The following is a 22,386-nucleotide window of genomic DNA, read 5'->3' as shown; positions in this document are numbered from 1 at the left end:
GAACCTCAGTACGACGGGGTGGATGGCTCAGACGTAGAAGGCGCGTGTCTGCTCGGCGAAGGCCTGCGCAAGCGTGATGTGAGCGGTTGGAAGCAGGCGCGGGTCGACCTGCTCGAGCATCGCGCTAACGCGACCGGGGGTCAGGTGCTCGCAGAGGCTTGTGCGCCCGACCGGGTAGCCCAGAAGTTCGCGGGCGATGACGTCGGCCACGGTGGGATGGGCCAGCTCGCCAGACTCGCGGGCGGTGAGGATGGTGGCCAGCAGGTTGAGGTGCATGGCCGCGCTGAGACGCGGTGAGGGCGCGCCCGACGCTGAGGGAAGATCGCCGAGAAGATCGCGGAGATGCTGGTCGGCAGGCCCCTCCCAGGTGTCGGGGAGGTGGGGGCGAAGGGCGCTGTTGAGAGCTTCGGGGGCGAAGCTCTGACGAGCGCTGAGGACTGGCGAGGGGACCATGCCGATGTGGCGAAGCGTGGCGTGCACATCGGCAGCGCTCAGCCCGGCGCGCAGGCTTGCCAGTGCCGGCGCGAGGGTGGCCAGCAGGAATCGGTCGCTGAGGAAGGTGTCTCGGGCGCGGGAGAAGATCACGGCGAAGCCGCAGGCGTCGAGCCATTCGAAGAGGTGACCCGGGGCGCGCTCAAAGCCTGAGGGAAGGCGGACCTCCAGCAGGGGACGCGTGCCGGTGCCGGGCAGCGCGCGCTCGCAGGCTTCCAGGGTGAGCCCGGGGAGCGGGCGGCGCAGGTGGAAGACGCCATCGTCGGGGAGGCTGGTGGGCGGCGCGCCGCCGTGGATCTTGAGCAGAAGGGGCGTCGGTGCTCCGGACTCGTCGGCGTCTGTGGTCGAGGAGAGGTGCAGCGAGAGTGGGTATTCAGCGGCGTCGGCGCCGCCGCTGATCCGGTAGCGGATGTCGCGCAGCGGTCGCGCGCTGAGCTCGTCGAAGAAGGTGTCGGCGTGGGCGTCGACGCCTCGTTTCAGCGTAAGCTCCAGAGGTTGGCGCCGGGGGAGGCGGCGCACATGAACGCGCTCGGCGACTTGACGCAGGTAAAGAAAAGAGCGCGCGGACTGGGCCTGCGTCTCCACCAGGGTCTCACCGGCGGCAGCGAGCTCCCGGCGGAAGTCGTCTTCAGTGGGGGGATGGGTGCCGCGTTTTGCGGCGTGTACCATCAGATCGAGGCAGCGCGTGTAGATGCGATGGTAGGCGTCGGGGAGCCGGGCGATAAGCGCGCGCGTCGCTTCGGTGACCTGCGCAATGCGCTCGGCCGACTCTGCCTGAGGGGCGTGGGGGCGGCGTTGGTCGCTCAGGATCTGGTCGATGAGCGCGTCGAGCGCCTCCTCGATGCCGTCGAGGGGGAGCAACGCGTCGATGAGACGGTGCTCCAGCGCGCGTTTTCCCCAGAGGCGGTGGCCCCAGAGCAGAAATCCCAGCCCGCGCTCAAGGCCCATCATCGGGGGCAGGCGTTGCGTGCTGCCGAAGGCGGGGGTGTTCAGGTAGTCGGCGATCTCGGTCATGTAGAAGGTGGCGTCGGGGCTGTCGGTGGCCACCCGGAAGTCGCAGTTGAGCGAGAACTCCACCCCGCAGCCGTAACACGAGCCGGTGACCAGGGCGATGGTGGGCACCGGGCAGCGCTTGACGCTGGCATAGGCGCGGCGCAAGAGCGCGGTCATCTCGAAGATGCTCTCGGGCGACTGCACGGCGCTGGCCAGCATCAGCTGTGCGCCATTGATGAAACTTCGGGCCTTGGCGCTCTTGAAGACGACGGCGCGGGTGACGTCGGGGTCGACCGCGGCCATCACCTCGATAAGCTCTTCGGCGGCGCGAGCGCTGAAGATGTTGACCTCGCTGCCGGGGGTGTCCATCTGCACCTGCAGCACGCCCCGGGCATCCAGATGACTTGAGAAGATTGGCGGGCTCATGCGCTCACCACCTGGTCGAGGTAGTCGCAGAGCGAGCCGACGGTGAGATCGGTGGGGTTGGAGGCCGACTCCACCCAGCGATTTAAGAGTACGGGCTGGCCGACGTAGCCCTCCAGCTCCAGGGTGAGCACGGTGATGGTCAGCGAGTCGAAGCCCAGATCGAGCAAAAAGGAGTGATCCTCGCGGATCGTATCGGGCAGGGGGTTGCTCGCCGCCGCGCGGATGGCCTTTTCGACGGTAGAGAAGGACGCTCTCACGGTACACCTCGTGGGGGGGATGAGCCCGGTGGCTCATCGACGTGGGAGAAGCTGGAAAGTGATGTTATCGCCCTCAGTATGAAGATCGGATGAGGCGAGTTCAAGCGTGTTTTTTAATTTTTAACGATCGGTAAAAGTTGAATCTTGTTTTTGGTCGGGCGAGTCGGTTTTTGAACGCGACTGGCCTCGAACCGAGGTGTTGTTGAGGAGTGGGTGTGCGATGCTCGATGTGTCCATGGGGTCTATGGTGTTGGTTTTATTGGTCTTTTTGTCTGTCCGGGTGGGTGGGTTGCTGTAGGTGCGTGTGGCGAGGTGAAAAAAGTATCGCCGAAATTTGACGCTAAGATTGAAGGCCTCTACAGTCATGGGGAAGATGATTTATAACATGTCATGAAGCGACGTGGCTGCAAAATTTTGCGCTGACGGGTGCTTTTGTGTTTTAAGGTTAAGGCTGTGTTGCGTGTTGTAACTTGCGACGCGCCATCATGCCTGTGATCCCCCGAAGTGGTGTGTGTGCAATGACCCTACCTCCTCGTCCCGAACTCTCCAGCGCACAGCAGACGCTGCAGTGGATGACTCGCCCCTACGGGTTTCTGGAGGAGTGTGCTGCGACCCTTGGCGAGACCTTCGCGTTGGATTTTCGCGGCTACGGGGTCGGCGTGATTTTTAGTAGCCCGGAGGCGATTCAGGAGGTGCTCGGTGGGGACCCGGAGGTCTTCTGGGCGGGGGCGGGCAACGGGATTCTTAAGCCCTTTCTTGGCGAGAACTCGCTGCTTTTGCTGGAGGGGGAGCGGCACCGACGCGAGCGAAAGCTGCTGATGCCGAGTTTTGGGCGAGGGCGGGTGCAGGCGTACGGGGAGCTGATTCATCGGGTTACACAGGAGATCTGCCGGGAGTGGGCCTTTGACGCGCCTTTTGCGGTGCGGCCCTCGATGCAGAAGGTGGCGTTTCGGCTGATCATTGAGATGGTGTTCGGGCCGGAGCGCACCGAGCGCCGGCAGCGGCTTTCCCGGGCGTTTGCGGCGGTGCTCGACGATGAGCTTTTCAATTTGGCGCTGCTCAGTCAGCGCGCCGGCGGGGAGGCCGCCGGCGCGCGGTGGGCGCAGTTTGTGGGGCAGCTCGATGAGCTTTCAGCGCTGATTTACGAAGAGATCGACGAGCGTCGCACCGAAGATCAGCAGGCGCGTGGCGACATCCTGGCGGTGCTCCTGGAGGCCCGCGATGAGGAGGGCCAGCCGATGCTTCGCGAGGAGATTCACGACGAGGTGCTCACGCTGATGGCAACCGGTCATGAGTCGACGGCGACGGCGCTGGCCTGGGGGATCTACTGGCTTTTGAGCTCACCGCAGGTTTATGCGCGAGCGCGCCGGGAGATGCTGGCTTTGGGGGAGGCGTGCACCGGGGGACAGATCGCGCAGAGCGCGTATCTGGAGGCGGTGGTCAAAGAGATATTGAGGCTCACACCGGTGATTCCGGTGATCGCCCGTCAGGTGCAGCGGGAGGTGAAGGTCGGGGGTTATACGCTGGAGCCGGGGATGGTGGCGATGCCTGCCATCTATCTGGCGCACCGGCGCGCGGAGGTGTTTGAGGAGCCGGAGCGTTTCTGGCCGGAGCGATTTCTCGATCGCACCTACCGCTCCCATCAGTTTTTGCCCTTTGGCGGCGGGGTGAGGCGCTGCATCGGGGCGAGGCTGGCGATGTATGAGATGAAGATCGTGCTCGGAACCCTGCTGCGAAACGTCGATCTGGAGTTGGCCGGGGAGCGCGCGCTGCGGCCGGTGAGGCGACTTGTGACGATTGCGCCTTCGGGGGGCACGCAGGTGGTACGACGGCGTGAAAGCGCACTGTGCGAAAGTCCTTGATCGTGCGACGCCAACCTGTCACCCTGAAGAGGTAAACCTTTACGAGACAAGTTACGCGGCTCGCCACTGGCGAGTCTGCGAGGCCCGACGAGACAGGCGCGTTGCGTCTGAGCGTAATGGTGGTGTTGTCCCTGGAAGCAGGAGGTCGAGATGCGTGGTGTATGTATGAAGACGGTGGTGGGTTCGAGTGTGGTGGTGGCAGCGATGGCGTTGAGCGCGACGTCCTGGGCGCATGGACCTTCGAGCGGCGAGCCGATTTGTCGGTCGATCAGCGCCTCGCTCAGCGCGACGTTTTTCTCGGAAGGGTGTGAGAGCGCGGTAGGGTTGTGCACCGCCGGCGACCTGTTGCAGCGCGGCGGTCGGGTGGTCGGCTCGACGAGCTATGTGGCCGATGGGATTGGCGGCGGGGTGATCGGTGAGGATAGCGTGGTATTTCCGCCGGTGGAGCCGGCCACGACGTGGACCTACGCCGGTGTGCTCACGTTGATCACCCCTTACGGGGAGCTTCAGAGCACGGACGCGGGGATTCTGGATAACGCCGCCGGGATCTTTACCGAGTTCAACCGCGTGCAGGGCGGCACGGGCATCTTTGAGGGGGCCAGCGGCACCTTCTACATCAACGGGACGACGCTGGCCGACGGCAGTGGTTTTGATGCTGAGATCACTGGCGAGGTGTGTGTGACGAACTGGTGGTCGGCGATGAAGATGCGGCGGGTGTTTTTGCCCTGAGTCGCAAAGGAAGGGTTGAGGATGCGCCGGGGCCGGTGAGGTTGTCGGTCGCCTCCTGAGCCGAGATTCGGGTTAATGAAAGTGTGCAGCAGGGCTGGTGGGCGCGAGGAGCGCCTGCCAGCCTTTTTTGTTTCATTCAGGAAGCGATCCGGATGCCCGGAAGTCGCCGTGGAAAGGGGCGTTTGTGCAATCGGAACGAAGCGCTGTGGCCGGGTGAACACATGTCGCGTTTCGGTGATGGGCGGAGTGATGGGCGGAGGGATGTTCGATCGCATCGGAGAAGATGGCTTGAAAGGTGAGCCGGCGAGTTGAAGATTGCGACGTGGATGCGCTTCGGGGCCCGAGTTGGCCATGGAGCGCGAGCGGTTGTTCGACGAATTGCAGACCAGGGTGGTGTGAGATGAAAGGTTTTCGTGGGTGGATGATGGTGTTGGCGGTGGCGCTGCTGGCGGCGGGCTGTGATGGCCCTGCCGAAGAGGGGGAGGGCAGCGTCGGCGGTGAGGCGCCGGTGTTGGATGACGAGGGGGAGGAGGGGAGCAAGGCGCGGGCTGAGGAGGAGCTTCCGGTGGCGCCGACGCCGCAGGTTGAGGGGCCGGCCGGGGAGCTGGCAGCCCGGGTGTTTGAGGCGCACGGCGGCCAGCGCTGGCCTCAGGTCGAAGAGCTGGGATTTCGTTTTGTGGTGAAAGAGCAGGACGAGGAGACCTTTGCGGCCACCCATGATTGGAAGGTCTGGGAGGGCGTCGACCGCGTGCGCTGGACCGATGAGGAGGGGGTGGAGTGGGACGTGACGGTGAACCTGGATGACGCCACAGCCGAGGAGGCCAGCCGCGATGGCGACCCCATAGAAGGAGAGGCGTTGGAGATCGCCGGAAAGGGGGCGTATACGCGCTGGGTGAACGATGTGTACTGGTTGCTGATGCCGCTGAAAGTCTTTGATCCGGGCGTTTCGTTGGGCCACGAGGGGGAGCTTGAACGCGAGGGGGAGACGTTGGAGGTGCTGGAGTTGAGCTTTGAGGGAGTGGGATTGACACCCGGTGATCGCTACCTGGTTCAGGTGGAGCCGGAGAGCGGTGAGGTGCGGGCCTGGGAGATGCATCTGCAGGGGGATCGGCCGCCGCAGCTGGTCTTCTGGGATGACTATCAGGAGCTTGGGCCGCTGCGCCTCTCCGTAACGCGCAACTTTGAGGGGAGCGAGCGCCAGATCATCTTTGATGAGCTGCGCGTGAAGTAAGCGCCGTCCGTGACCCCGAGGCAATTCGCCACGTTGCACGGGGGGCGGACCTTCTCTACTCTGAGGCCTGAAGGCGGCAGAGGTCTCAACTTGGAGGTGGGTGATGGATGAGCCAGTCATTGTGGTGGGAGCGGGGATCGGGGGGCTGAGCGCGGCGCTTTGCCTTGCCCATGAGTCCATCCCCGTCGTGGTCGTGGAGCGTTTCGCCGAAGTGCGAGAGGTGGGCGCGGGCATCCTGCTGGGCCCGAACGCCTCGCGGGTGCTGTACGCGCGCGGTCTTGGTGACGCGCTGGAACGGGTGAGTGCGCCGATGACGCATCTGGGGATCGGCGCCGATCGGGGCGAACTTTTTGTCGAAAAGGAGGCGAATGCGCGTGCGGATGCCCCTTTTCGGATGATCCACCGGGCGGCGCTGCACGGGGTGCTCTATGAGGCTGCCACGCAGCATGCGCTCATTGAGGTTGAGACGGGCCGCGCCGTTGAGGGCTTTGAGCATGATGCTGAACGCGGTCGCGTGCGTGCTGTGGGTGATGAGGGGTGGGCAGGCGGCTGGGGCCGGGCGTTGATCGGGTGTGATGGGTTGCGCTCGGCGGTCCGTGCGCAGCTGCATCCCGGTGAGGCTCAGCCTGCGTATCACGGGTATACGTGCTGGCGCGGCGTGACCTCGCGCTTTGAGCACGAAGGTTTTGCGCGCGGCATGCTGCTGGAGCTGCAGGGGCGAGGGCGACGCGCGGGGATGGGGTACATCGATGAGGAGCGGGTGTACTGGTGGGCGACCGCCAATACCCCGCAGGGGGAGCGCGATGGCGAGGATGTGATCGAGGATTTGCAGCGTCGATTTGAGGCGTTCCCCGACTATTTTCGCGCGATGATTGCGTCGACACCGGCTGCGCAGGTGCTTCGAAACGACATCTTCGATCGTCCTCCGCTGAAGATGTGGGGTCAGGAGAATGTGACGCTGCTCGGGGATGCGGCCCACCCGATGGCCCCGAATCTCGGGCAGGGAGCCTGCTCGGCGATCGAAGACGCGGCGATGCTCGCGCGTTGCTTCGCGGAGCTTCGGGATGAGCAGGGGAGCCTGGCGTCGGTCAATGTGGCTTCGGCGTTTCGACGTTACGAGGCCAGGCGTTGCAAGCGCACCGCGATGTTGCAGCGTCTCTCCCGTCAGTTTGGCACCGTCGGGCAGCTGGAACATCCGGTGGCGGTCTGGATGCGGGAGTTGGCGATGCGGTGGACGCCCAGGGCGATGCTGGATCGGCAGCAGGCCGAGATCTGGGACTATCGGGTGGAGGGGGGAGCCTGAAAAGGTTGCGAAAATCGGGGGCGATCGGCGACCGGGAGTCAGCCGGGGGCTGACTCCCGGTCGGGGAATGAGAGTGCAAAGTGAGGTTTCGATCAGACTTTGGAGAAGCCGGCGTCGGCGATGGGATCGAGCCGGGAGCTTGCGATCTCGGGGCCGTCTTCATCGAGCTCGACCATGGGGGTGGGTAGGCTGAGTTCGTTGGCGGAGTAGACCGCTTCGTACTTGATGGCGCTGGCCACATCCGGGGTGACGTGCTCGCAGAGCAGGCGCACGGCGCGCTCGACGGTGGTCTTGCCCAGCGAGGTGATCTCGACGCTGCCGGAGTTCACCGAGAGGATGCCGCTGAGGTTGGGGTCAGACTCCAGCAGCGCGTAGACCTCGTCGCCGATGGCCTGCCGGGCGACTTCGACCAGGCGGTTGAGCACGGTGGTCCAGGCCTGCAGCTCTTCGGGGCTGCTGTGGCGATCGTCGAGGATATCCAGGCCCACCGGCAGGTTCCAGAGGCGGTCGATGTACTCTTTGACCCAGTGGCCGCGTAGCACGCGGCCGTGCTGCGGGGCGATGATCTCTACGGCCGGGCTCAGCTCGCGGATCTTGCTCAGGGCGTAGCGCACCGCGCCCTGGGTGGGCATGTAGATCTGGTGGAAGGCGCGCATGCCGGCCCAGTCAGACTCGTCGACGTAGAGGCCCTCGGCATCTTTGTCGGTGAGGCTGCCGAAGAGATCGCCGGTGAAGAGCACGCGGGTGGCCGGATCGTAGAGCATCATCGCGCCGACGAAGTGGCAGAAGGGGCTGGGCACCGGGCGCACGACATCGCCGGTGGGCAGCTTGATGCCGCGGGGGAAGCGCTCCAGAGCGACAAAGCGCTCGCGGGGCACGTTGTAATACTGGATCAGCCGCCAGGTATCTTCGGTGCAGAGCACATGCGCGTTGGGGGTGTGGCGGCCCAGAAGCACGCCGACCGAGGAGCCCACATCGGGGTCCTGATGGTTGATGAAGATCGAGCTGAGGTTGTTAATCGTACCAATCACTCGCCCCACCTTGGCCTGGACCACGCTGAAGTCTTTGGTGGAGCCGGGGTCGATGATCAGGTTGAAATCTTCCTGGCCCTGCTGGCCGGGAAAGTGGCGCAGGTAGGGGTTGGCGTAGAAGATCTCGTTGGGCGGACGTTTGCCGACCCAGTAGGTGTTCGGGGCGATCTCAACGGGCTCGGTGACCAGGTTTGGCGTGGGGATGCTCATGGTGGGCTCGGCGGTTGGGGGGGCGTAAGCGATGGTGCGTGACGAGGTTTTTGCCGTGGGGGAGGGGCGCTGCTCTTCCAGCCATTGTTCCAGCTCGTCGGCGAGCTGGGCGGCGGAGGAGGGGCGAAGATCGCGCTCACGGGAGAGGGCGCGGTCGAGGATGGTGACAAGCTCTGTGGCGCGCGTGGGCTGAGCGTAGAGCAGAATCTCACCGAGGGGATCGTGAGACTCGCTCATCAGGCGGTGGGCCACCGCCAGGGGAGAGCGGCCCGGGAAGGGAAAGCGCCCGGATAGAGCGTAGTAGAGCGTGACCGCGGCCGAGTAGATGTCGGCGCGGGCGTCGACTTCTTCGCCGCGCCACTGCTCGGGGGGCATGTAGTAGGGGGTGCCGACGACGGCGTGCTGGGCGGTGAGTTTCTGGGTGGCCTCGGTGTCTTTGACCAGGCCGAAGTCCAGCAGGCGCGCGCGATCGGTGGCGTTCTCGATGATGATGTTGTCGGCTTTGACGTCGCGGTGGAGCATGCCTTTCTTGTGGGCGTGCTCCAGACCGCGCAGCACCCCGACGACGTAAGGGATGGCGCGCTCGGCGGGCAGGCGCTCCTGTTGAGCGAGGAGCGCTTCGAGGCAGACCCCGTCGACGAACTCCATGACCAGGTAATAGAAGTCGTTGTGCTGGTCGGCGGTGATCACCCCGACGATGTTGGGGTGTTTGAGGCGTGTGGCGTGGCGGGCTTCCTGAAAGAACCGGCGGGTGAGCTGGTCGTTGCCCACCCACTCCGGGTGGAGGATCTTCAGGGCGAACTCGCGATCGAGGATCTTGTGGTGGGCCAGGTAGACCTGGCCGGCGGCGCCTTCGCCGAGTTTTCGGATGACGTGGTACTGGCCCACGGCGCTGCCTGGGGGGAGGGTGTCGGTCTTCACAACGTACTGCCTTTTGCTGAGGAGGGAGTATGGGGAAGGGGAGTTGCGAGGGTGGGGGAGGGCCGAACCCCCCCGGGGAGGCCGGGACCCTCGCGGGTCGCGACGACGTTAAGCAAAGGCTGTGCCACGGGTGTGTCGATGTGCGACAACGTGGGGAAGTGAAGAAGTTTTCGCTTAAAATCGGACGCCACGAGGGGAATTTCGGGCGTCGAAATGCGCATATTTTGCGCCGCGGCGAGTCGGGCGAATAAATTTGCGTTGAGGGGAGGCGGGGAGTGCAATTTTGTCGGTTTTAAACCGATCGACTCGCCTTGCCTCGCCGGTGTGGATCTTCAACACTGGCGCGGGTGCGGGCCACGTGGGGGGCCCTGGGTTGTAGGGTTGGCGATGCTGTCGGATATGCGATGATTTGAGGAGGTTGTGGTGAAGGAGAGGCGTATGGCGTGTGATGCAGCGAAGGATGTGGCGGGTGCCCGTAAGGGGCGGAGCGCGGTGGTGTTGATGGTGCTGGCCCTGGCGGTGGGAGGGCTGATGGGTTGTGAGCGCGCTCCCGAACCACAGGAGAAGGCAGAAGCGACCGAAGCCGTGGTGGAGCCGGGCGATGAGGCGGAGGAGGAGCACGACGAAGATCACGCCCACGATGAGGTGCATCTGGGGGCGCATATGTTTGAGATCGGGCGGCGCTACTCGGCGGTCTGGTATGCGGGGGAGGCGGGCAACAAGGGGATGGTCGACTACCAGATCCATGAGATCGAGGAGGTCATCGAAGAGCTGCGCGAGGCCAAACCGGTGGAGGAGGGGATCGACGTAGTCGACTATTTCGATCGCAGCGTGCTCCCCGGGTTGGAGAAGATCGAAGAGGCGATCGAGGCCGGCGATACCGCGACCTTCGAGAAGGAGTACGATGCGGTGATCGCACAGTGCAACGCCTGCCACACCGCGACGAAACACGACTTTATCGCCATCGGTCGGCCGCAGTTTAATCCTTATCCTAACGTGCGTATGGATGCGGATTGAGCCTGAAGAGGAGGCTCGGGCGCAGGCTTTGCGCGGCTATAGGACTGCTGGAACACCTGCTCGGGGGGGCAGGATGGCGGGGGAGAGATTTGAAGATGTGGAGGTCAGAGGTGTCGTGCGGGAGGGGGGGGGGACGTCTACGTTGATGTGAATTCCAGAACGCCCGGGGCGAAGACGCCCGCCAGGTCTGAGAGGTCTGGCGGGCTGTCTATGGCGCGGCCGCGGGAGCGGTGGCAGCGCAAATTACGTCGTGTCAGGCGGCAGCGCGGGGGAAGAGGATGTTATTCTCCAGGTGGATGTGCTCGTGCAGCGAGCGCTCCAGATCTTCGAGTCCGCCCAGGAGCGCACGCCAGGAGTTGCAGGCGTGCGGCGGGACCTGGAAGTCATCGGCGAGCTCGCGCAGCAGGACGAGCATATCTCCGGCATCTTCGTGGTCCTGGAGCATCACGCGGATCGGACCGGCGAGGGGTTGGCCGTCATCCGCCAGGATGGCCGGGAAGAGTACGTTCTCTTCCTTGCGGAAGTGTTCCTCCAGCTCCGCCCTGAGCAGCGTGAAGGTCTGCGCGATGCGGGGCAGGCGCCGGTCGCGATCGCCGTGAACACGGGCGACTTTATCGGCCAGTGACTCCAGGCGCGGGAGCTCCTCGTCGAGCGGGCGATGGTAGTTTTCCAGAATGTGTGCCACGAGCTCCGGCGTGGAGCGATCCGCCCAGCCGTCGAGCGCCGTCGGGGGCGCGAGCTCGATCTCGGCCTCGATATCTGCAACGAGCTTGTCGATTTCGATGTCGTGGGTGCCACACACCTCCTGCAGGGAGAGCCTGCCCTTGCAGCAAAAATCAATCTTGTAACGCCCGAAGACGCGCGTGCTCATGGGGAAGTTTTTTGCGATGTGTCCAACGGTCTGATCGGCTGTGATCACGGGGGCTCCTGGGTGTTGATGGTGGGGTGAGCGAGGATAAAAGGAGGAGGAGCGATACGAGGTCGATGAGGCGTTTGGTGAGGAGGCAGGCGATTATGTTCGGGTCAGGCGCACCTTCCAGGTGCGTGGCCCCAGCTCCAGGTAGTCCCATTCAAACGCCCGGGGGTGTCGGGCTTGAAACTGAAAACGAAGTGGCGCCGGATCGTGGTCGTTCACAATGACGAAGGACTCGCCGGCATTGAGCGCGTCGAAGGTCGCAAAGATCGTGGCGTGGCGGATATGAGGTTCGATTCGGGTGACGTCCAATTCATGTGCGTCTGGCATGGATACCTCTCGTCGAGATGGGGTGCGCAGGTGAGTTGGGAGGGCCTTCGGGGGGAGGGGTCGTCTTGACTTCCCCCCTCACCCCGCTACGCTGAAGCCGTGTTAAGAATAAAAACTACATAATGCGATTTAATTCATAGATGCGTCGACGAGCGCTGTCAAATGGGTTCTCGACAGACGTGTCCCGCGCAGCACGTCCCACGCACGCCGAAGAACGCCCCACACTGCCCCCCAGGACTGGAGAAGACCGTGACAACCCCCGACCTCTTAAACCTGCTCTCTTCCTCGCGGCTGCAGATCGTCGAGTTCATCAAACGCCAGGGCACGGTCACGGTGGAAGAGACGGCCGCGGCGTTGGGGTTCGGTGAGACAACGGTCCGCCAGCATTTTGATCACCTGCAGAAGAAAGAGCTGCTCACCCGCCAGAGCGTGCCCGATGGCCCGGGGCGTCCGACTCTGCGTTACCGGCTTACTCCCGCGGGCCAGCAGCTTTTTCCGAGCCAGGACGCCGCGCTTTTTGGCAAAATGCTCGATTTTCTGGTGCTTCAGGGCTACCCCGCGCTGATTGACGATTTTTTTCGCCAGATGTGGAGGGAGCGCAGAGAGGAACTCAGCGAGCGTCTTGAAGAGGCCGGGGCAAACACGCTGGAGGAGCGGCTCGAGGTGGTCGAGGCTTTTCTGGCCGAGCAGGGTTTTGTTCCGGAGGTCACCGTCGAGGAGGATGTGGTGACCATCCGCGAGTGCAACTGCCCCTTCTCCGAGGCGGTGCGCGCCACCCGGCTGCCCTGTCGGCTGGAAGCCCAGTTTCTGGAGCAGGCCCTGCAGCGGGACCTAAAGCGCGTGGGGTATATGCCCGAGGGTCATCCGGCGTGTGTCTACGAGTTTCAGGCCGCTTCGTCTGAGGATGACGAGGATTTGAATCAGGTTTGAGGTTTAAATCTTTGTTTTGCGATTCATTTCTCTGGCGAGGTGATTATATCGGAGCAGTCAACCGCCTGGAGGGTTTTGCCGATGGATCTATTCACATTGCTCGGGAAGAGACGCGACGAAGATTCCGACTTGCCGGCTTCCGCCGATGAGGTCGGGTTCGATGCTGCGGCGCTGCTTGCGGGAGGCGTCCCGGTGACGCCCAGCGAGGAAAACCGGGAATGCCTGGAAGCCCTGCGGGCGGTCATTGACCCGGAGGTCGGCATCAACATCGTCGATCTGGGGCTGGTCTATGCGGTGGCGTGCCGCGAGGGCGGCATCGATGTGGTCCTGACGATGACCACGCCGGCCTGCCCGCTCTCGGCGGTGATCGAGGAGGATGTTCGCGATGCGATCTGGGAGTTTGTCGATCCTCACGCGCAGGTGCGCGTGGCTGTGGTCTTTGAACCGGCGTGGTCGCCGGAGATGATGTCCGCGTACGCTCGCCAGCAGCTCGGGAGGTAGAGCGCGATGACCAGGCCTTCTCAGAGCGTGCTCGGCCCGGTCACCCGGGCGTTTCGTGGGGTGATCGTCGTCGCGTTGATGGGGGCGGCGATGCTCATGGTCGCCGCGATCCTGGGAGGGTTGGCGCGGATGGGGGTGGTGCTGCCGGGGAGCGTGGGCCGAGCGCTGCCGGAGGTGCTCGTCCATCATCATGGGCCCTTGATGGTCAGCGCCTTCTTCGGGACGGTGATCTCGATGGAGCGTGCCGTCGCGGTCAGGACGGCCTGGAGCTACGTCGCGCCGGTGGCGGCGGTGAGCGGCGGGGTGGCGCTGGTGGCGCTCTCGGATGCGGGCCTGGCCGCGGTCTTGTTTTCTCTGGCGGCGGCGGCCCTGGTCGGCGTCTTCGCCGTGCTGCTTTCGCGGCGCTTTGAGTCCTTTACGCTGGCGATGGCGCTGGGAGCGGTAGCCTGGGCGGCGGGAAATGTGGCGTGGATGTCAGGGGTGCCGGTCTCCGAGGTCGTGCCTTTCTGGGCGAGTTTTCTGGTGCTGACGATCGTGGGGGAACGCCTGGAGCTGTCGCGTTTTCGGGGCGGTGAGCGCTCCCATGCGCCGTTCTGGGCAGGCTTTGGCGTTGCGGTGGCTGGCCTCGTCGCCTCGCTCGTCGTGTTCGATGTCGGCATGCGCCTGCTCGGCGGGGGCTTCATCATGCTCGCGGCCTGGCTGGTTCGCCACGACATCGCACGCTCGACCATTCGCCTGCCCGGCGCCCCGCGCTTTATGGCCTCCGCGCTACTCGCCGGATACTTCTGGCTGACCCTCGCGGGTGTGCTGGCAGTGATTCATGGAGGGGTGCGTTTCGGGCTGGTGTACGACGCGCTGTGGCACGCCATCTTTATGGGCTTTGTCTTCTCGATGGTCTTCGCGCACGCGCAGGTGATCTTGCCGGCGCTCAGCGGTCTGAAGGTGCGTCACGGCGCGCGCTTCTATGTGCCGCTGCTCGCATTGCACCTGGCCACGCTGCTTCGTGTGGTGGGGGATCTGGGGGGATTTGAGAACCTTCGCCGCGCCGGAGGTATCGGCGGCGCGGCGGCGGTCGGCCTGTTTATGTTGGTGCTGGCCTCCAGCGTGCGCCGTTCCCGGCGCAGGGCAAACGCGTCGCAAAAGCGATGAGTGAGGCAGGTGAAGTTATGTTGTTGGAAGCCCCGGTCAGGTTGGCCGGAGGTCAGGACCTGCGAGGATCGAGGGTCGGCTCTAACGCACAATCGCCGAGAAGGCCTCACTGATGCTTTGTTTGCCGGAGGTGACTTCAAACTGCAGGTTCATGAGCTCGGGATGCTCGACCAGGTAGGCGATGATGGCGGCGACGTCTTCACGCGGGATCTCGCCCTCAGCAACGCTCTTGCCGACGGAGATGTGGCCGTTTCCCTCATCGTCGGTGAGTCGGCCGGGGCGGATGATGGCGTAGTCGAGGCCGCTCTCTCGGAGCGCGGCGTCGGCCTGGGCCTTGGCGTCGACGTAGGCAGCAAAGACCTCGTCGTCGTACGCTCTGTCTTCATCAACACCCATCGCGCTGAGCATGATGTAGCGCTTGATGCCGTTGGTTTTGGCGGCCTCAATGAGTTTGCGGGCGCCGTCGCGGTCGACGGTGTATTTGCGCGCTTTGCCGCTTCCCGGGCCCGCGCCGGCGGCAAAGACCACCACGTCGGCCTGGCCGATGGCAGTGGCGAGGTCAGCGTCGTTTTCGAGATCGAAGAGGATGGCTTCGGCGCCGGTCTTGTTGAGTTCATCTCTCTGCTCGGCCTTTCGAATGACGCCGCGGACGCTGTGGCCGCGCTCTTTGAGCATGGGGTGAAGGTGCATGGCGACGGTTCCGTGGGCTCCGACAATGACGACGTCCATTGGGTCTCTCCAAAGGTGGGTGTGAGGGGTGCGACTCACTCTGAATCTGCGAGCGCGTGGGCGGACACCAAAGGAAAACATGAGGAGGCGCATATCAACGTGGCGGGCCGCGTTGCGCGCTGCAGACCGGGGCGGGGCGGTACATCGGTGGAGAAGCGAGTTGGCCGGCAGGCTGAATTGACCCGGGCAGGTCTGGAAGCTAGTGTTTACTTGCTTGGAAGTGCAGGTTTTGGCGTGAGTAATTCAAACATCCTCAGTCCACGTTCCGTGAGCGTGTCGGCGTGGGGATCGTTGGTTTTGAAGGAGAGAGCATGACGAAGTTCAGAAAAAGTGCGATCGGATTGGCTTCATTTCTGGTGCTGATCGGCGTATCGGCTTGCGATACAAACGAGGAGCCAGCAGAAGTCGCGAGTGCTCCCGAGGCGCATCATCAGGATGAGGAGACTCATGCCGATGAACATGCTGCGGATGAACATGCAGCAGATCCGCACGCGGCAGAGACGCCCGCCTCGTTTGAGGATCTTCCCGAAGGGGTCAACGCCGTGCAGCACGAGATGCGGCTGCTCAATGAGGCGATGCACACCACGCTGACGCTGATCGCCAACAACCAGCTCGGGGGCATTCCCGCGTTGATTCACAGGGTGCATCCGGCCAAGGAACTCACCCACTCCGCGATTGAGGCCGGGGCGTACCTTCCGCCGAAGAACCCTGAGCGGATCGAGGCGTTTGTGGAGATGGATGAGGTCTTCCACGATGATCTTCGGGAACTTCTGCGGGCGGCAAAGGCCGACGACCTGCAGCGAGCGACCGCCGCCTATGGTGAGCTGGTGCAGGGGTGCACAAATTGCCACACCGCGTTTCGTTATTGATTCAAAAAGCTGTGAAGGGGGTGAGCTGAGTCGCAGCTCGCCGCCGAACACCCCACAGAAAGCAAAGATGAAAGGCCACACCGACCATCGCGTCGGTGTGGCCTTTGTGTTTTGAGATTTGAAGTTGGAAAGCGTCCCGAAGTCCGGGGAGCGGGGGGAGAGGGGCGCTGCGTGAAGCAGGGTGAGCTCAGGGGGTGCTGGTGAGACGACGAAGCTCAGCGTCGGTCTGGCGAGCCTGGACCTGAGCCTGCACCTGGAGCGCGCGCGCCCGGGTGAGTTCGACCTCCAGCTCCAGCACCTCGGTGCTGGCGAGTCGGCCGGCGTGGAAGAGGGCGAGTGCGTCTTGCAGGGCCTGGTGGGCGGCGGTGACGGAGAGTTGGGTGGCGCGGACCCTGTGACGGGCGGTTTCCAGCTCGGTGCGCCGGCGCTCAACCTCGTGGCGGGTGAAGTCCTCAAGGTGCTCGACGTTGCGGCGGCGGGCTGCTGCCAGATGCTCGGCTTCTTTCATCGCGTAGTAGGTGCTTCCCCAGTCCCAGGCCGTCCAGGAGAGGTTCAGCGAGATATCCCAGGAGTCATTGAACTCGTTTCGGGGCGGGAAGTAGCGCTCGTGGGGGCTGGCCAGGGTGTAGCCCGCCTGCAGAAAGAGCTGCGGCCACAACGCTCCCCGGAGAGCTTCGGCGCGCTTCTGCTGGACCTCGGCTCCCTGGCGCGCGACCTGAAGTTCGGGGCGATGGCGCAGCGCGGCCCGGGCCAGGGTTGCGCTCTCTTGAAGTTCGGGCTCCTCGGGAAGCGGCGCTTCGGTGAGGATGAGGTCGGTATCGGGAGAGACGCCCAGGAGGGTTTGCAGGCTTAAGCGCGCGGTGCGGGTTGCGCCGCGCGCCTCCTCGATGCTGACGCGGGCGTCGGCCAGACGGGCCTCGACGCGTGAGACGTCGAGACGGGTGGCGCGGCCGGCATCGTAAAGGCGCTCGATGCGCTCGCGATGATCTTCGAGCAGCGCGACGGACGCCTCGGCGACCTTCAGAAGTTCTCGGGCCTGGTAGAGTGAGAAGTAGAGCTGCTCGACCTGCAGGCGAAGATCGGCCAGGTCCTGGCGCTCGCGGCTGCGGGCCAGCTCGATGCCGAGGTCGGCTGCTTCGCGGCCATCGACGAGAGCGCCGCCGGCGAAGATGGGCTGGGTGATCTGCGCCCGAAAGGTGAAGGTCTCGTTGATGGCCTCGCCAAACTGCACGCCGTTGGAGGGCGCGCCGGGTTGCGCTGAGGGCAGCATGAGGGTGCCGGGCTCCACGTCGCTGAGTTTGGCGGCGCGGGTCTGAACATCAACGCGGGGAAGAAATCGTCCGCGGGCCTGGTGGCTGCGGGCCCGGGCGGCGTCGGTCTCATCGCGGCGGGCCTGAAGCGTGAAGCTATGCTCGCGCGCCATCTCCACCGCCTCAGCTACATCCAGGCGAAGGGGCGCCTCGGCAGAAGCCTCCGCGGGCAGGGCACCCAGTGTGAGCAGGGCGCCGGCGGTCGCGAGCAGCACAACGAGCGTGGGGGAGGCGCTCTTCGCAGATGTTGCGTTTGCCGCGCGCGAGACGAGGCTGCGCAGGCGGTCGCCGAAGTCTTCAAAAAGATCGTAAATCACCGGGATGATGATCAGGGTCAGCAGGGTCGCCGCGCTCAGCCCGCCGATGACCGCGACGGCCAATGGCGAGAAGCGCTCGGCACCCAGCGCCCAGGCCGAGGCCAGGGGGATCATGCCCACGATGGTCGACATCGAGGTCATCATGATCGGCCGGAAGCGCGCGGCAACGGCCGACTCGATGGCGATGTTGCGCTCGGTGCCCCGCTCGCGGGCCTGGCGGATGAAGTCGATGAGCAGAATGGCGTTGTTGACGACGGTTCCGACCAGCAAGATCAGGCCGATCATCACCGGCATGGAGACGGGCTTGTCGGCGAGCCACAAGGCGATGCCCACCCCGGAGAGGCTCAGCGGGATCGCGCCCATGATGGTTAAGGGGTGAATGAAGGAGCGAAGCTGGGCGACCAGGAGCAGGTAGACCGCGAGCAGTGAGACGGCAAAGGCCCCGCCGAGTTTGCTGCGGGCCTCACCGAGATCGTCGGACTCGCCAGCAGCGAGCACTTCATAGCCCCGGGGGACCTCAAAGTTCTGGAGCGCGGCCTCGACCTCGGCGGTGATAAAGCTCAGCGCGCGCCCCTCGGTGAAGGCGGTGATCTCCAGGGTGGGCAAAAAATTCTCGCGGGTGACCAGGGCCTGGCCGGAGGTCTCCCGCAGGCTTGCCACGCTACGAAGTGGGGTGGGCTCGGAGCTCTGGGGCGTGAAGACCGGGACGTCGAGCAGATCTTCGGGTTGCTCCAGCCGCTCGCGATCATAGCGCACCCGGATGGGCGGAGATTGCCCGCGGTCGCCCTTGTAGTCGCCGGCGTTGACGCCGTCGGAGCCGGCCAGCATCTGGCGGGCGACATCCAGGGGCGTCAGCCCGATCTGGCCTGCGCGGAGGGTGTCGACGTCGACCTCCACGCGTTTCTGATCGATGCGCCAGTTTCGCACCGGCTGCACCACGCCGGGGACCGCAGCGATGCGCTCGATGACCTCGCTGCCCAGGCGGTCGAGCACCAGCGGGTCATCGCCGGAGATGCGCACCACCACGGGAGCGGCGGTGGTCGATTTGGCGGTGTTGCCCAGCTCGCGCACCGTCGCGGTGCGAATGCCGGGAACTTTTTGAAGATTTTCGCGTACCCGGCGCTCGATGCTCCAGATGTCTTCGCCGCGTTCGGTGCGCGGGCTGAGGGCGACGGTGATGAAGCCCTGGGTGGGGCCCTGGGCGCCGGTGGCCGAGAAGCTCTTCATTCCCTGCTCAAAACCAATCTGAGACTGCACTTTGACGACTTCGGACTCGGCAGCGAGGATCGCTTCGACCTCCCGGACCACGGCCTCGGTCTCGCCAAGCGAAGATCCCGATGGGGTCTCGAGTGAGACGAAGAAGCTGCCGCCGTCCATCTTCGGGAGGACGTCCATGCCCTGGTTTTTGATCAGCAGCACACCGGCGATCATGCTCGCCAGCGCGATTAGCATGGCGAGCCAGCGCAGGCGCAGGGCGCCGCGAAGTGCGAAGAGGTACGCACGCTGGAGGCGGTCCATCAGCCAGCCAAATGGGGAGACGATTTTTGTGCCGATCTCGTCGAGTCGGCTGCGCCCGCCGGTGTAGAGCGTCAGCACGGGGACCAGCACCAGGGCGACGGTCACTGAGCTGACGAAGGCAAAGAGCAGCGTGAGCGCCAGCGGCCCGAAGGTCTTGCCGACAAAGCCCGTCAGAAAGATCAGGGGGACCAACACGATCACCGTGGAGGCCACGCCCGCGAGCACGGCCAGGCGCACCTCGTCGGTGCCTTCGATGGCGGCCTCGCGGGCGGAGAGGCCGTCTTCGTCGCGGCGTCGCGCGATGTTTTCCAGCACCACCACCGAGGCGTCGACGACCATGCCCACCGCCAGGATGATCGCCGAGAGGGTGACCATGTTGAACTCCACCCCGGCGGCGTGCATCAGCGCAAAGGTGATCCCGTAGGAGAGGGGCATCGAGATGACCGCCACAAAGGAGGCACGCACGCGGCCGATGAAGAGGAAGATGATGATCGAGGCCAGCAAAAGCGCCTGCCACACATTCGACAACAAGTTCGACGTCGATTGCTCCGTAAAGCTCGCGTTCTCCTCGCCGACCCGAAAGTCGATCTCCGGGTAGAGCGCGGACCATGTTTTGAGCACCTCTTCGACCCGTTGTACGACTTCGACGGTGTTGGCGTCGGTGGTCTTGTAGACCTGGACTGCGACGGCGCGTTGGCCATCGACGGCGTAGCGGGCGTCGTCGTCGAGCGCGCCGCGCCGAACGTCGCCAAGGTCGCCCAGGCGCACGCGGGAGCCATCGGGGGTGAGAAAGGGGATCTGCGCGAGCTCCTCGAGGCTTGATGCGCGCGCCTCGACCCGGAAGCTCGTGCGGGTGCGCTCGGTGCGCAGGCTGCCGGCGGGCATCGCCGCGTCATGCGACTCGATGGTCTGGACGACGCGGAAGAAGGGGATGCGGTAGACCTCGAGTTTTGCGGGGTCGAGCTCCACGATGACCGCGTCCTGTGCGCCGCCGAAGATGTCGACGGCCGCCACTCCCTCAATGCGTTGCAGGCGGGGGGTGAAGACGTCTTCGGCCTTTCGGCGCACGTCCACCAGGTCGTCGCCGGCGAGCCCAAGGGTGATGACGGGTCTGTCGCTGGTGTCGATCTTGAGGACCTGCGGCTCCTGGATCTGCGCTGGCAGACGCTCCCGGATGCGGGCCACGGCGTTTTGGGTATCCACCGCGGCGATGTCCAGATCGCGGTCGTACGCAAACTCGACGCTGACCAGTGAGAGGTTGTCCTGGGAGGAGGATTTGACGCGCAAGGCACCCTCCATCCCTGAAAACTCCTCTTCGAGGGGGCGGCTTACGTTCTCGGCGACGTCTTCGGCCGAGGCCCCGGGCCAGGCGGTGATGGTGGTCACGACGGGCGGGGCGGTGTCGGGAAAGAGCTGCATCGGCAGGCTCACGTAAGCCAGAATGCCGAAGATTGCTGCGGCAATGGCGAGCGCCCAGACGGTGTGTTTGTTGTTGACGGTCAGCTCAGTCAGGCTCATCGCTGGCCTCCTTTAGCGTCGACCGGGTAGACGCGCGCGCCCTCATCGAGGGCGTCGAGGTTGCTCACGGCGACCTTTGTGCCGCTGGCGAGTCGGGGTTCGACGGCGATAAGCCCCCCTTGAGCGATGCCGCGTTCGATGTCGACGCGTCGGGCGATGTCGTTTTCAATGATGAAGATCGCCCATCCCTCGTCGGTGGCTTTAAGCGCCTCGCGGGGCACGGGGGTGGCGTCGGGAAGCGCAGCGAGCACGAAGCTGACGTCGGCGGACATCCCGGGGCGAAGTTCGGTGGTGTTTTCGGGAAGCGCTACGGTCACCTCGGCGCTTCGGGCCGCGCCGCGAGCAGAAGGGGCGATCGTATCGACCTGCCCCTCGAACTCGCTGCTGGTGGACAGGCTCACAAGGGCGGGCGTGCCGGGCTTGATGCCCCGGCGAAGATCGCTCTCGACGACGGGCACGAGCACCTCCAGTCCGTCGCTGGCGAGCATCAGCAAGGGGCGGCCGGGGCCGACATCTTCGCCGGGCTCCGCGCTGCGCTCGAGCACGTAGCCATCGATGGGGGAGTGAATCACTCCTTTGTTTAGGGTCGCCTCAAGCTCTCCGCGTTTGGCCTCGGTGGCGGCGACCGCCTGCGCGCTGCTCTCGCAGGCGTTGCGGCTGGTGTCGAGCTGCGCGCTGTGAATGACGCCGGCTTCGGCCAGGTTCTGGTCGGTGGCATAGCGTCCGCAGAGGTAGTCGTTCTCGGTGCGGGCGCGCTGAATCTCAGCGGCAATCTGAGCGCGGCGCGCCGCGATATCGTTTGCATCGATGCGGGCCAGAAGTTGGCCCCGGGTGACCCGATCGCCGCGGTCGACATGGAGGGAGGTGAGCGTGCCGGGGAGCTGCGCGCTCAGCGCGACCTGCTGTGTGGCGCGTATGGTGCCCACATAGTCGAGGGTCTGGCGCATCGCGCGTTTTTCAACGGTGATCACGCGCACCGCCTGGGGAGGCACGGCCGTTTCGCCCGCGGCTTGAGGTTCGGCGTTGTCGCTCATGCATCCGCTGAGCCCCGCGAGGCTGAGAAGAAAAACGCTGCCGGAGAGCAAAAACGAAGCCTTCAAGCGAGTATTTGCTTGCTTGTCAGGGCGAAAAAACCAAAAAAATAACGACGAGAACATGACACGTCCCTCCTCAGGATGGTCGGCGAATAAGGTGTTCGATGGCCGCCCAGGTCGCGTCGGCCTGAAGTCGAATGCCGCGGCCGGCGAGCTGGTTGACGGAGAATGCCGCGGCCATGGCGGTGCCGTGCACGATGAGCAGAAGGGCGTCGAGCTCAATATCTTCGCGAACCTGCCCCTTCGCGCGGGCCTCTCGAAGGGCGTCGAGCATAAAGTCGATGGCACGCTGCTTCAGGCGCGCCACCTGCTCCACGGCCTCGGGAGAGCCGGAGGTCGCCAGGTGGTCGGAGAACATGATGCGCTGGATGCCCGGGTAAAGCTCCACCAGCGTCAGGCGCCTGCGCACGAACTCGCCAAGGCGCGAGAGCGCTTCGTCGTTTGTATCGGGCAGCGCGTGCTCAAACATCTCTTCGATAAGCTCGGTGGCCACCGCGAGGATCTCGGCTTTGTCGTGGAAGTGCCGAAAGATGGTGCCCTCGGCCAGACCGACGCGCTCGGCCAGTGCGGCGGTGGTGAGCTGGTGCAGCCCGCCCTCCGCCACGATCTTCAGCGCTGCTGAAGCGATCTGGCGTCGGCGTTCGGCCGATGATCTCTTGCCGGATGTTCGTGTGCTCATAGCCTGCTCCTTGTATGCAAGCGAGTGTTCACTTGCAAAGGTAAGGCAGAGTGAACG

The 22,386-nt window shown here is 64.6% G+C and carries 18 protein-coding genes; 9 read left to right on the top strand and 9 right to left on the bottom strand.

What is annotated here, in order from left to right; translation table 11 throughout:
* Positions 1–27 precede the first annotated feature (27 nt).
* Entirely contained in the window at positions 28–1,911 is a 1,884-nt protein-coding gene (locus FRC98_RS10380) for an enoyl-CoA hydratase/isomerase family protein (RefSeq protein WP_230467497.1), read from the bottom strand.
* The gene (locus FRC98_RS21480) at positions 1,908–2,168 is read right to left on the bottom strand and encodes an acyl carrier protein (protein ID WP_230467496.1); all 261 of its coding nucleotides are present in this window, start codon (positions 2,166–2,168) and stop codon (positions 1,908–1,910) included. The genes FRC98_RS10380 and FRC98_RS21480 overlap by 4 nt, the downstream gene beginning before the upstream one ends.
* A 518-nt stretch (positions 2,169–2,686) precedes the next feature.
* Here FRC98_RS21480 and FRC98_RS10375 point away from each other — a divergent pair.
* The 4 genes from FRC98_RS10375 to FRC98_RS10360 all read left to right on the top strand — a co-directional run bounded on the left by FRC98_RS10375 (position 2,687) and on the right by FRC98_RS10360 (position 7,293).
* Positions 2,687–4,030 (top strand): cytochrome P450, encoded by a 1,344-nt coding sequence (locus tag FRC98_RS10375; protein WP_230467495.1) that lies wholly within the window; start codon positions 2,687–2,689, stop codon positions 4,028–4,030.
* A 150-nt stretch (positions 4,031–4,180) separates the two neighbouring features.
* Positions 4,181–4,759 carry a hypothetical protein gene (locus FRC98_RS10370; RefSeq protein WP_146981342.1) on the top strand — a complete coding sequence of 193 codons (579 nt, stop codon included), beginning with the start codon at positions 4,181–4,183 and terminating at the stop codon, positions 4,757–4,759.
* A gap of 400 nt (positions 4,760–5,159) precedes the next feature.
* Positions 5,160–5,990 (top strand): hypothetical protein, encoded by an 831-nt coding sequence (locus FRC98_RS10365; protein ID WP_146981341.1) that lies wholly within the window; start codon positions 5,160–5,162, stop codon positions 5,988–5,990.
* 103 nt (positions 5,991–6,093) lie between these two features.
* Positions 6,094–7,293 carry an FAD-dependent monooxygenase gene (locus FRC98_RS10360; RefSeq protein ID WP_146981340.1) on the top strand — a complete coding sequence of 400 codons (1,200 nt, stop codon included), beginning with the start codon at positions 6,094–6,096 and terminating at the stop codon, positions 7,291–7,293.
* A gap of 92 nt (positions 7,294–7,385) precedes the next feature.
* Here the strand turns inward: FRC98_RS10360 and FRC98_RS10355 are convergent, their stop codons facing one another.
* Positions 7,386–9,455 (bottom strand): oxygen-binding di-iron domain-containing protein, encoded by a 2,070-nt coding sequence (locus tag FRC98_RS10355; protein WP_146981339.1) that lies wholly within the window; start codon positions 9,453–9,455, stop codon positions 7,386–7,388.
* Between the two features lie 438 nt (positions 9,456–9,893).
* Between FRC98_RS10355 and FRC98_RS10350 the strand changes: the two genes are divergently transcribed.
* The gene (locus FRC98_RS10350; RefSeq protein ID WP_146981338.1) at positions 9,894–10,472 is read left to right on the top strand and encodes a hypothetical protein; all 579 of its coding nucleotides are present in this window, start codon (positions 9,894–9,896) and stop codon (positions 10,470–10,472) included.
* A 253-nt stretch (positions 10,473–10,725) separates the two neighbouring features.
* Here FRC98_RS10350 and ric read toward each other — a convergent pair whose 3' ends face one another.
* Together ric and FRC98_RS10340 are read right to left on the bottom strand one after the other, a co-directional pair.
* On the bottom strand, positions 10,726–11,391 hold the full coding sequence (gene ric / locus FRC98_RS10345; protein ID WP_146981337.1) for an iron-sulfur cluster repair di-iron protein: 666 nt from the start codon (positions 11,389–11,391) through the stop codon (positions 10,726–10,728).
* A 93-nt stretch (positions 11,392–11,484) separates the two neighbouring features.
* Entirely contained in the window at positions 11,485–11,715 is a 231-nt protein-coding gene (locus tag FRC98_RS10340) for a DUF2249 domain-containing protein (RefSeq protein ID WP_146981336.1), read from the bottom strand.
* Positions 11,716–11,964: 249 nt separating this feature from the next.
* Between FRC98_RS10340 and FRC98_RS10335 the strand changes: the two genes are divergently transcribed.
* From FRC98_RS10335 to FRC98_RS10325, 3 genes are all read left to right on the top strand, one after another.
* Positions 11,965–12,645, top strand: coding sequence for a helix-turn-helix transcriptional regulator (locus FRC98_RS10335; RefSeq protein ID WP_230467494.1), 681 nt, complete (start codon positions 11,965–11,967; stop codon positions 12,643–12,645).
* A gap of 171 nt (positions 12,646–12,816) precedes the next feature.
* Entirely contained in the window at positions 12,817–13,146 is a 330-nt protein-coding gene (locus FRC98_RS10330) for a metal-sulfur cluster assembly factor (protein ID WP_347342163.1), read from the top strand.
* 6 nt (positions 13,147–13,152) lie between these two features.
* Positions 13,153–14,295 carry a DUF8744 domain-containing protein gene (locus tag FRC98_RS10325; protein WP_146981333.1) on the top strand — a complete coding sequence of 381 codons (1,143 nt, stop codon included), beginning with the start codon at positions 13,153–13,155 and terminating at the stop codon, positions 14,293–14,295.
* 81 nt (positions 14,296–14,376) lie between these two features.
* Here the strand turns inward: FRC98_RS10325 and FRC98_RS10320 are convergent, their stop codons facing one another.
* Positions 14,377–15,024 carry an SDR family oxidoreductase gene (locus FRC98_RS10320; RefSeq protein WP_146981332.1) on the bottom strand — a complete coding sequence of 216 codons (648 nt, stop codon included), beginning with the start codon at positions 15,022–15,024 and terminating at the stop codon, positions 14,377–14,379.
* Positions 15,025–15,305: 281 nt separating this feature from the next.
* Between FRC98_RS10320 and FRC98_RS10315 the strand changes: the two genes are divergently transcribed.
* A complete protein-coding gene (locus FRC98_RS10315; RefSeq protein ID WP_146981331.1) occupies positions 15,306–15,893 on the top strand; it encodes a cytochrome c in 588 nt (195 codons plus the stop codon).
* A 187-nt stretch (positions 15,894–16,080) separates the two neighbouring features.
* Here the strand turns inward: FRC98_RS10315 and FRC98_RS10310 are convergent, their stop codons facing one another.
* The 3 genes from FRC98_RS10310 to FRC98_RS10300 form a co-directional block, all read right to left on the bottom strand.
* Positions 16,081–20,556, bottom strand: coding sequence for an efflux RND transporter permease subunit (locus tag FRC98_RS10310; protein ID WP_146981330.1), 4,476 nt, complete (start codon positions 20,554–20,556; stop codon positions 16,081–16,083).
* Positions 20,553–21,590: an efflux RND transporter periplasmic adaptor subunit gene (locus FRC98_RS10305; protein WP_230467492.1), complete on the bottom strand. Its 1,038-nt coding sequence runs from the start codon at positions 21,588–21,590 to the stop codon at positions 20,553–20,555. The genes FRC98_RS10310 and FRC98_RS10305 overlap by 4 nt, the downstream gene beginning before the upstream one ends.
* Before the next feature lie 136 nt (positions 21,591–21,726).
* Positions 21,727–22,329, bottom strand: coding sequence for a TetR/AcrR family transcriptional regulator (locus FRC98_RS10300; protein WP_146981328.1), 603 nt, complete (start codon positions 22,327–22,329; stop codon positions 21,727–21,729).
* Between the last annotated feature and the right edge of the window lie 57 nt (positions 22,330–22,386).

Origin of the sequence: Lujinxingia vulgaris, from assembly GCF_007997015.1 — a bacterium.
In the GTDB taxonomy this organism is placed as follows: Bacteria; Myxococcota_A; Bradymonadia; order Bradymonadales; family Bradymonadaceae; genus Lujinxingia; species Lujinxingia vulgaris.
The sequence above is the reverse complement of the archived record's forward strand: the minus strand, read 5'-3'. Positions and strand labels throughout refer to the sequence as shown.

What these genes read in the sequence shown, in the direction of transcription:
- FRC98_RS10350 (WP_146981338.1), top strand. Translation starts at nt 9,894, where the DNA reads ATGGCGTGTGATGCAGCGAAGGATGTGGCGGGTGCCCGTAAGGGGCGG.
- FRC98_RS10365 (WP_146981341.1), top strand. Translation starts at nt 5,160, where the DNA reads ATGAAAGGTTTTCGTGGGTGGATGATGGTGTTGGCGGTGGCGCTGCTG.
- FRC98_RS10325 (WP_146981333.1), top strand. Translation starts at nt 13,153, where the DNA reads ATGACCAGGCCTTCTCAGAGCGTGCTCGGCCCGGTCACCCGGGCGTTT.
- FRC98_RS10360 (WP_146981340.1), top strand. Translation starts at nt 6,094, where the DNA reads ATGGATGAGCCAGTCATTGTGGTGGGAGCGGGGATCGGGGGGCTGAGC.
- FRC98_RS10375 (WP_230467495.1), top strand. Translation starts at nt 2,687, where the DNA reads ATGACCCTACCTCCTCGTCCCGAACTCTCCAGCGCACAGCAGACGCTG.
- FRC98_RS10340 (WP_146981336.1), bottom strand. Translation starts at nt 11,715, where the DNA reads ATGCCAGACGCACATGAATTGGACGTCACCCGAATCGAACCTCATATC.
- FRC98_RS10320 (WP_146981332.1), bottom strand. Translation starts at nt 15,024, where the DNA reads ATGGACGTCGTCATTGTCGGAGCCCACGGAACCGTCGCCATGCACCTT.
- FRC98_RS10300 (WP_146981328.1), bottom strand. Translation starts at nt 22,329, where the DNA reads ATGAGCACACGAACATCCGGCAAGAGATCATCGGCCGAACGCCGACGC.
- FRC98_RS10305 (WP_230467492.1), bottom strand. Translation starts at nt 21,590, where the DNA reads ATGAGCGACAACGCCGAACCTCAAGCCGCGGGCGAAACGGCCGTGCCT.
- FRC98_RS10380 (WP_230467497.1), bottom strand. Translation starts at nt 1,911, where the DNA reads ATGAGCCCGCCAATCTTCTCAAGTCATCTGGATGCCCGGGGCGTGCTG.
- FRC98_RS10310 (WP_146981330.1), bottom strand. Translation starts at nt 20,556, where the DNA reads ATGAGCCTGACTGAGCTGACCGTCAACAACAAACACACCGTCTGGGCG.
- FRC98_RS10370 (WP_146981342.1), top strand. Translation starts at nt 4,181, where the DNA reads ATGCGTGGTGTATGTATGAAGACGGTGGTGGGTTCGAGTGTGGTGGTG.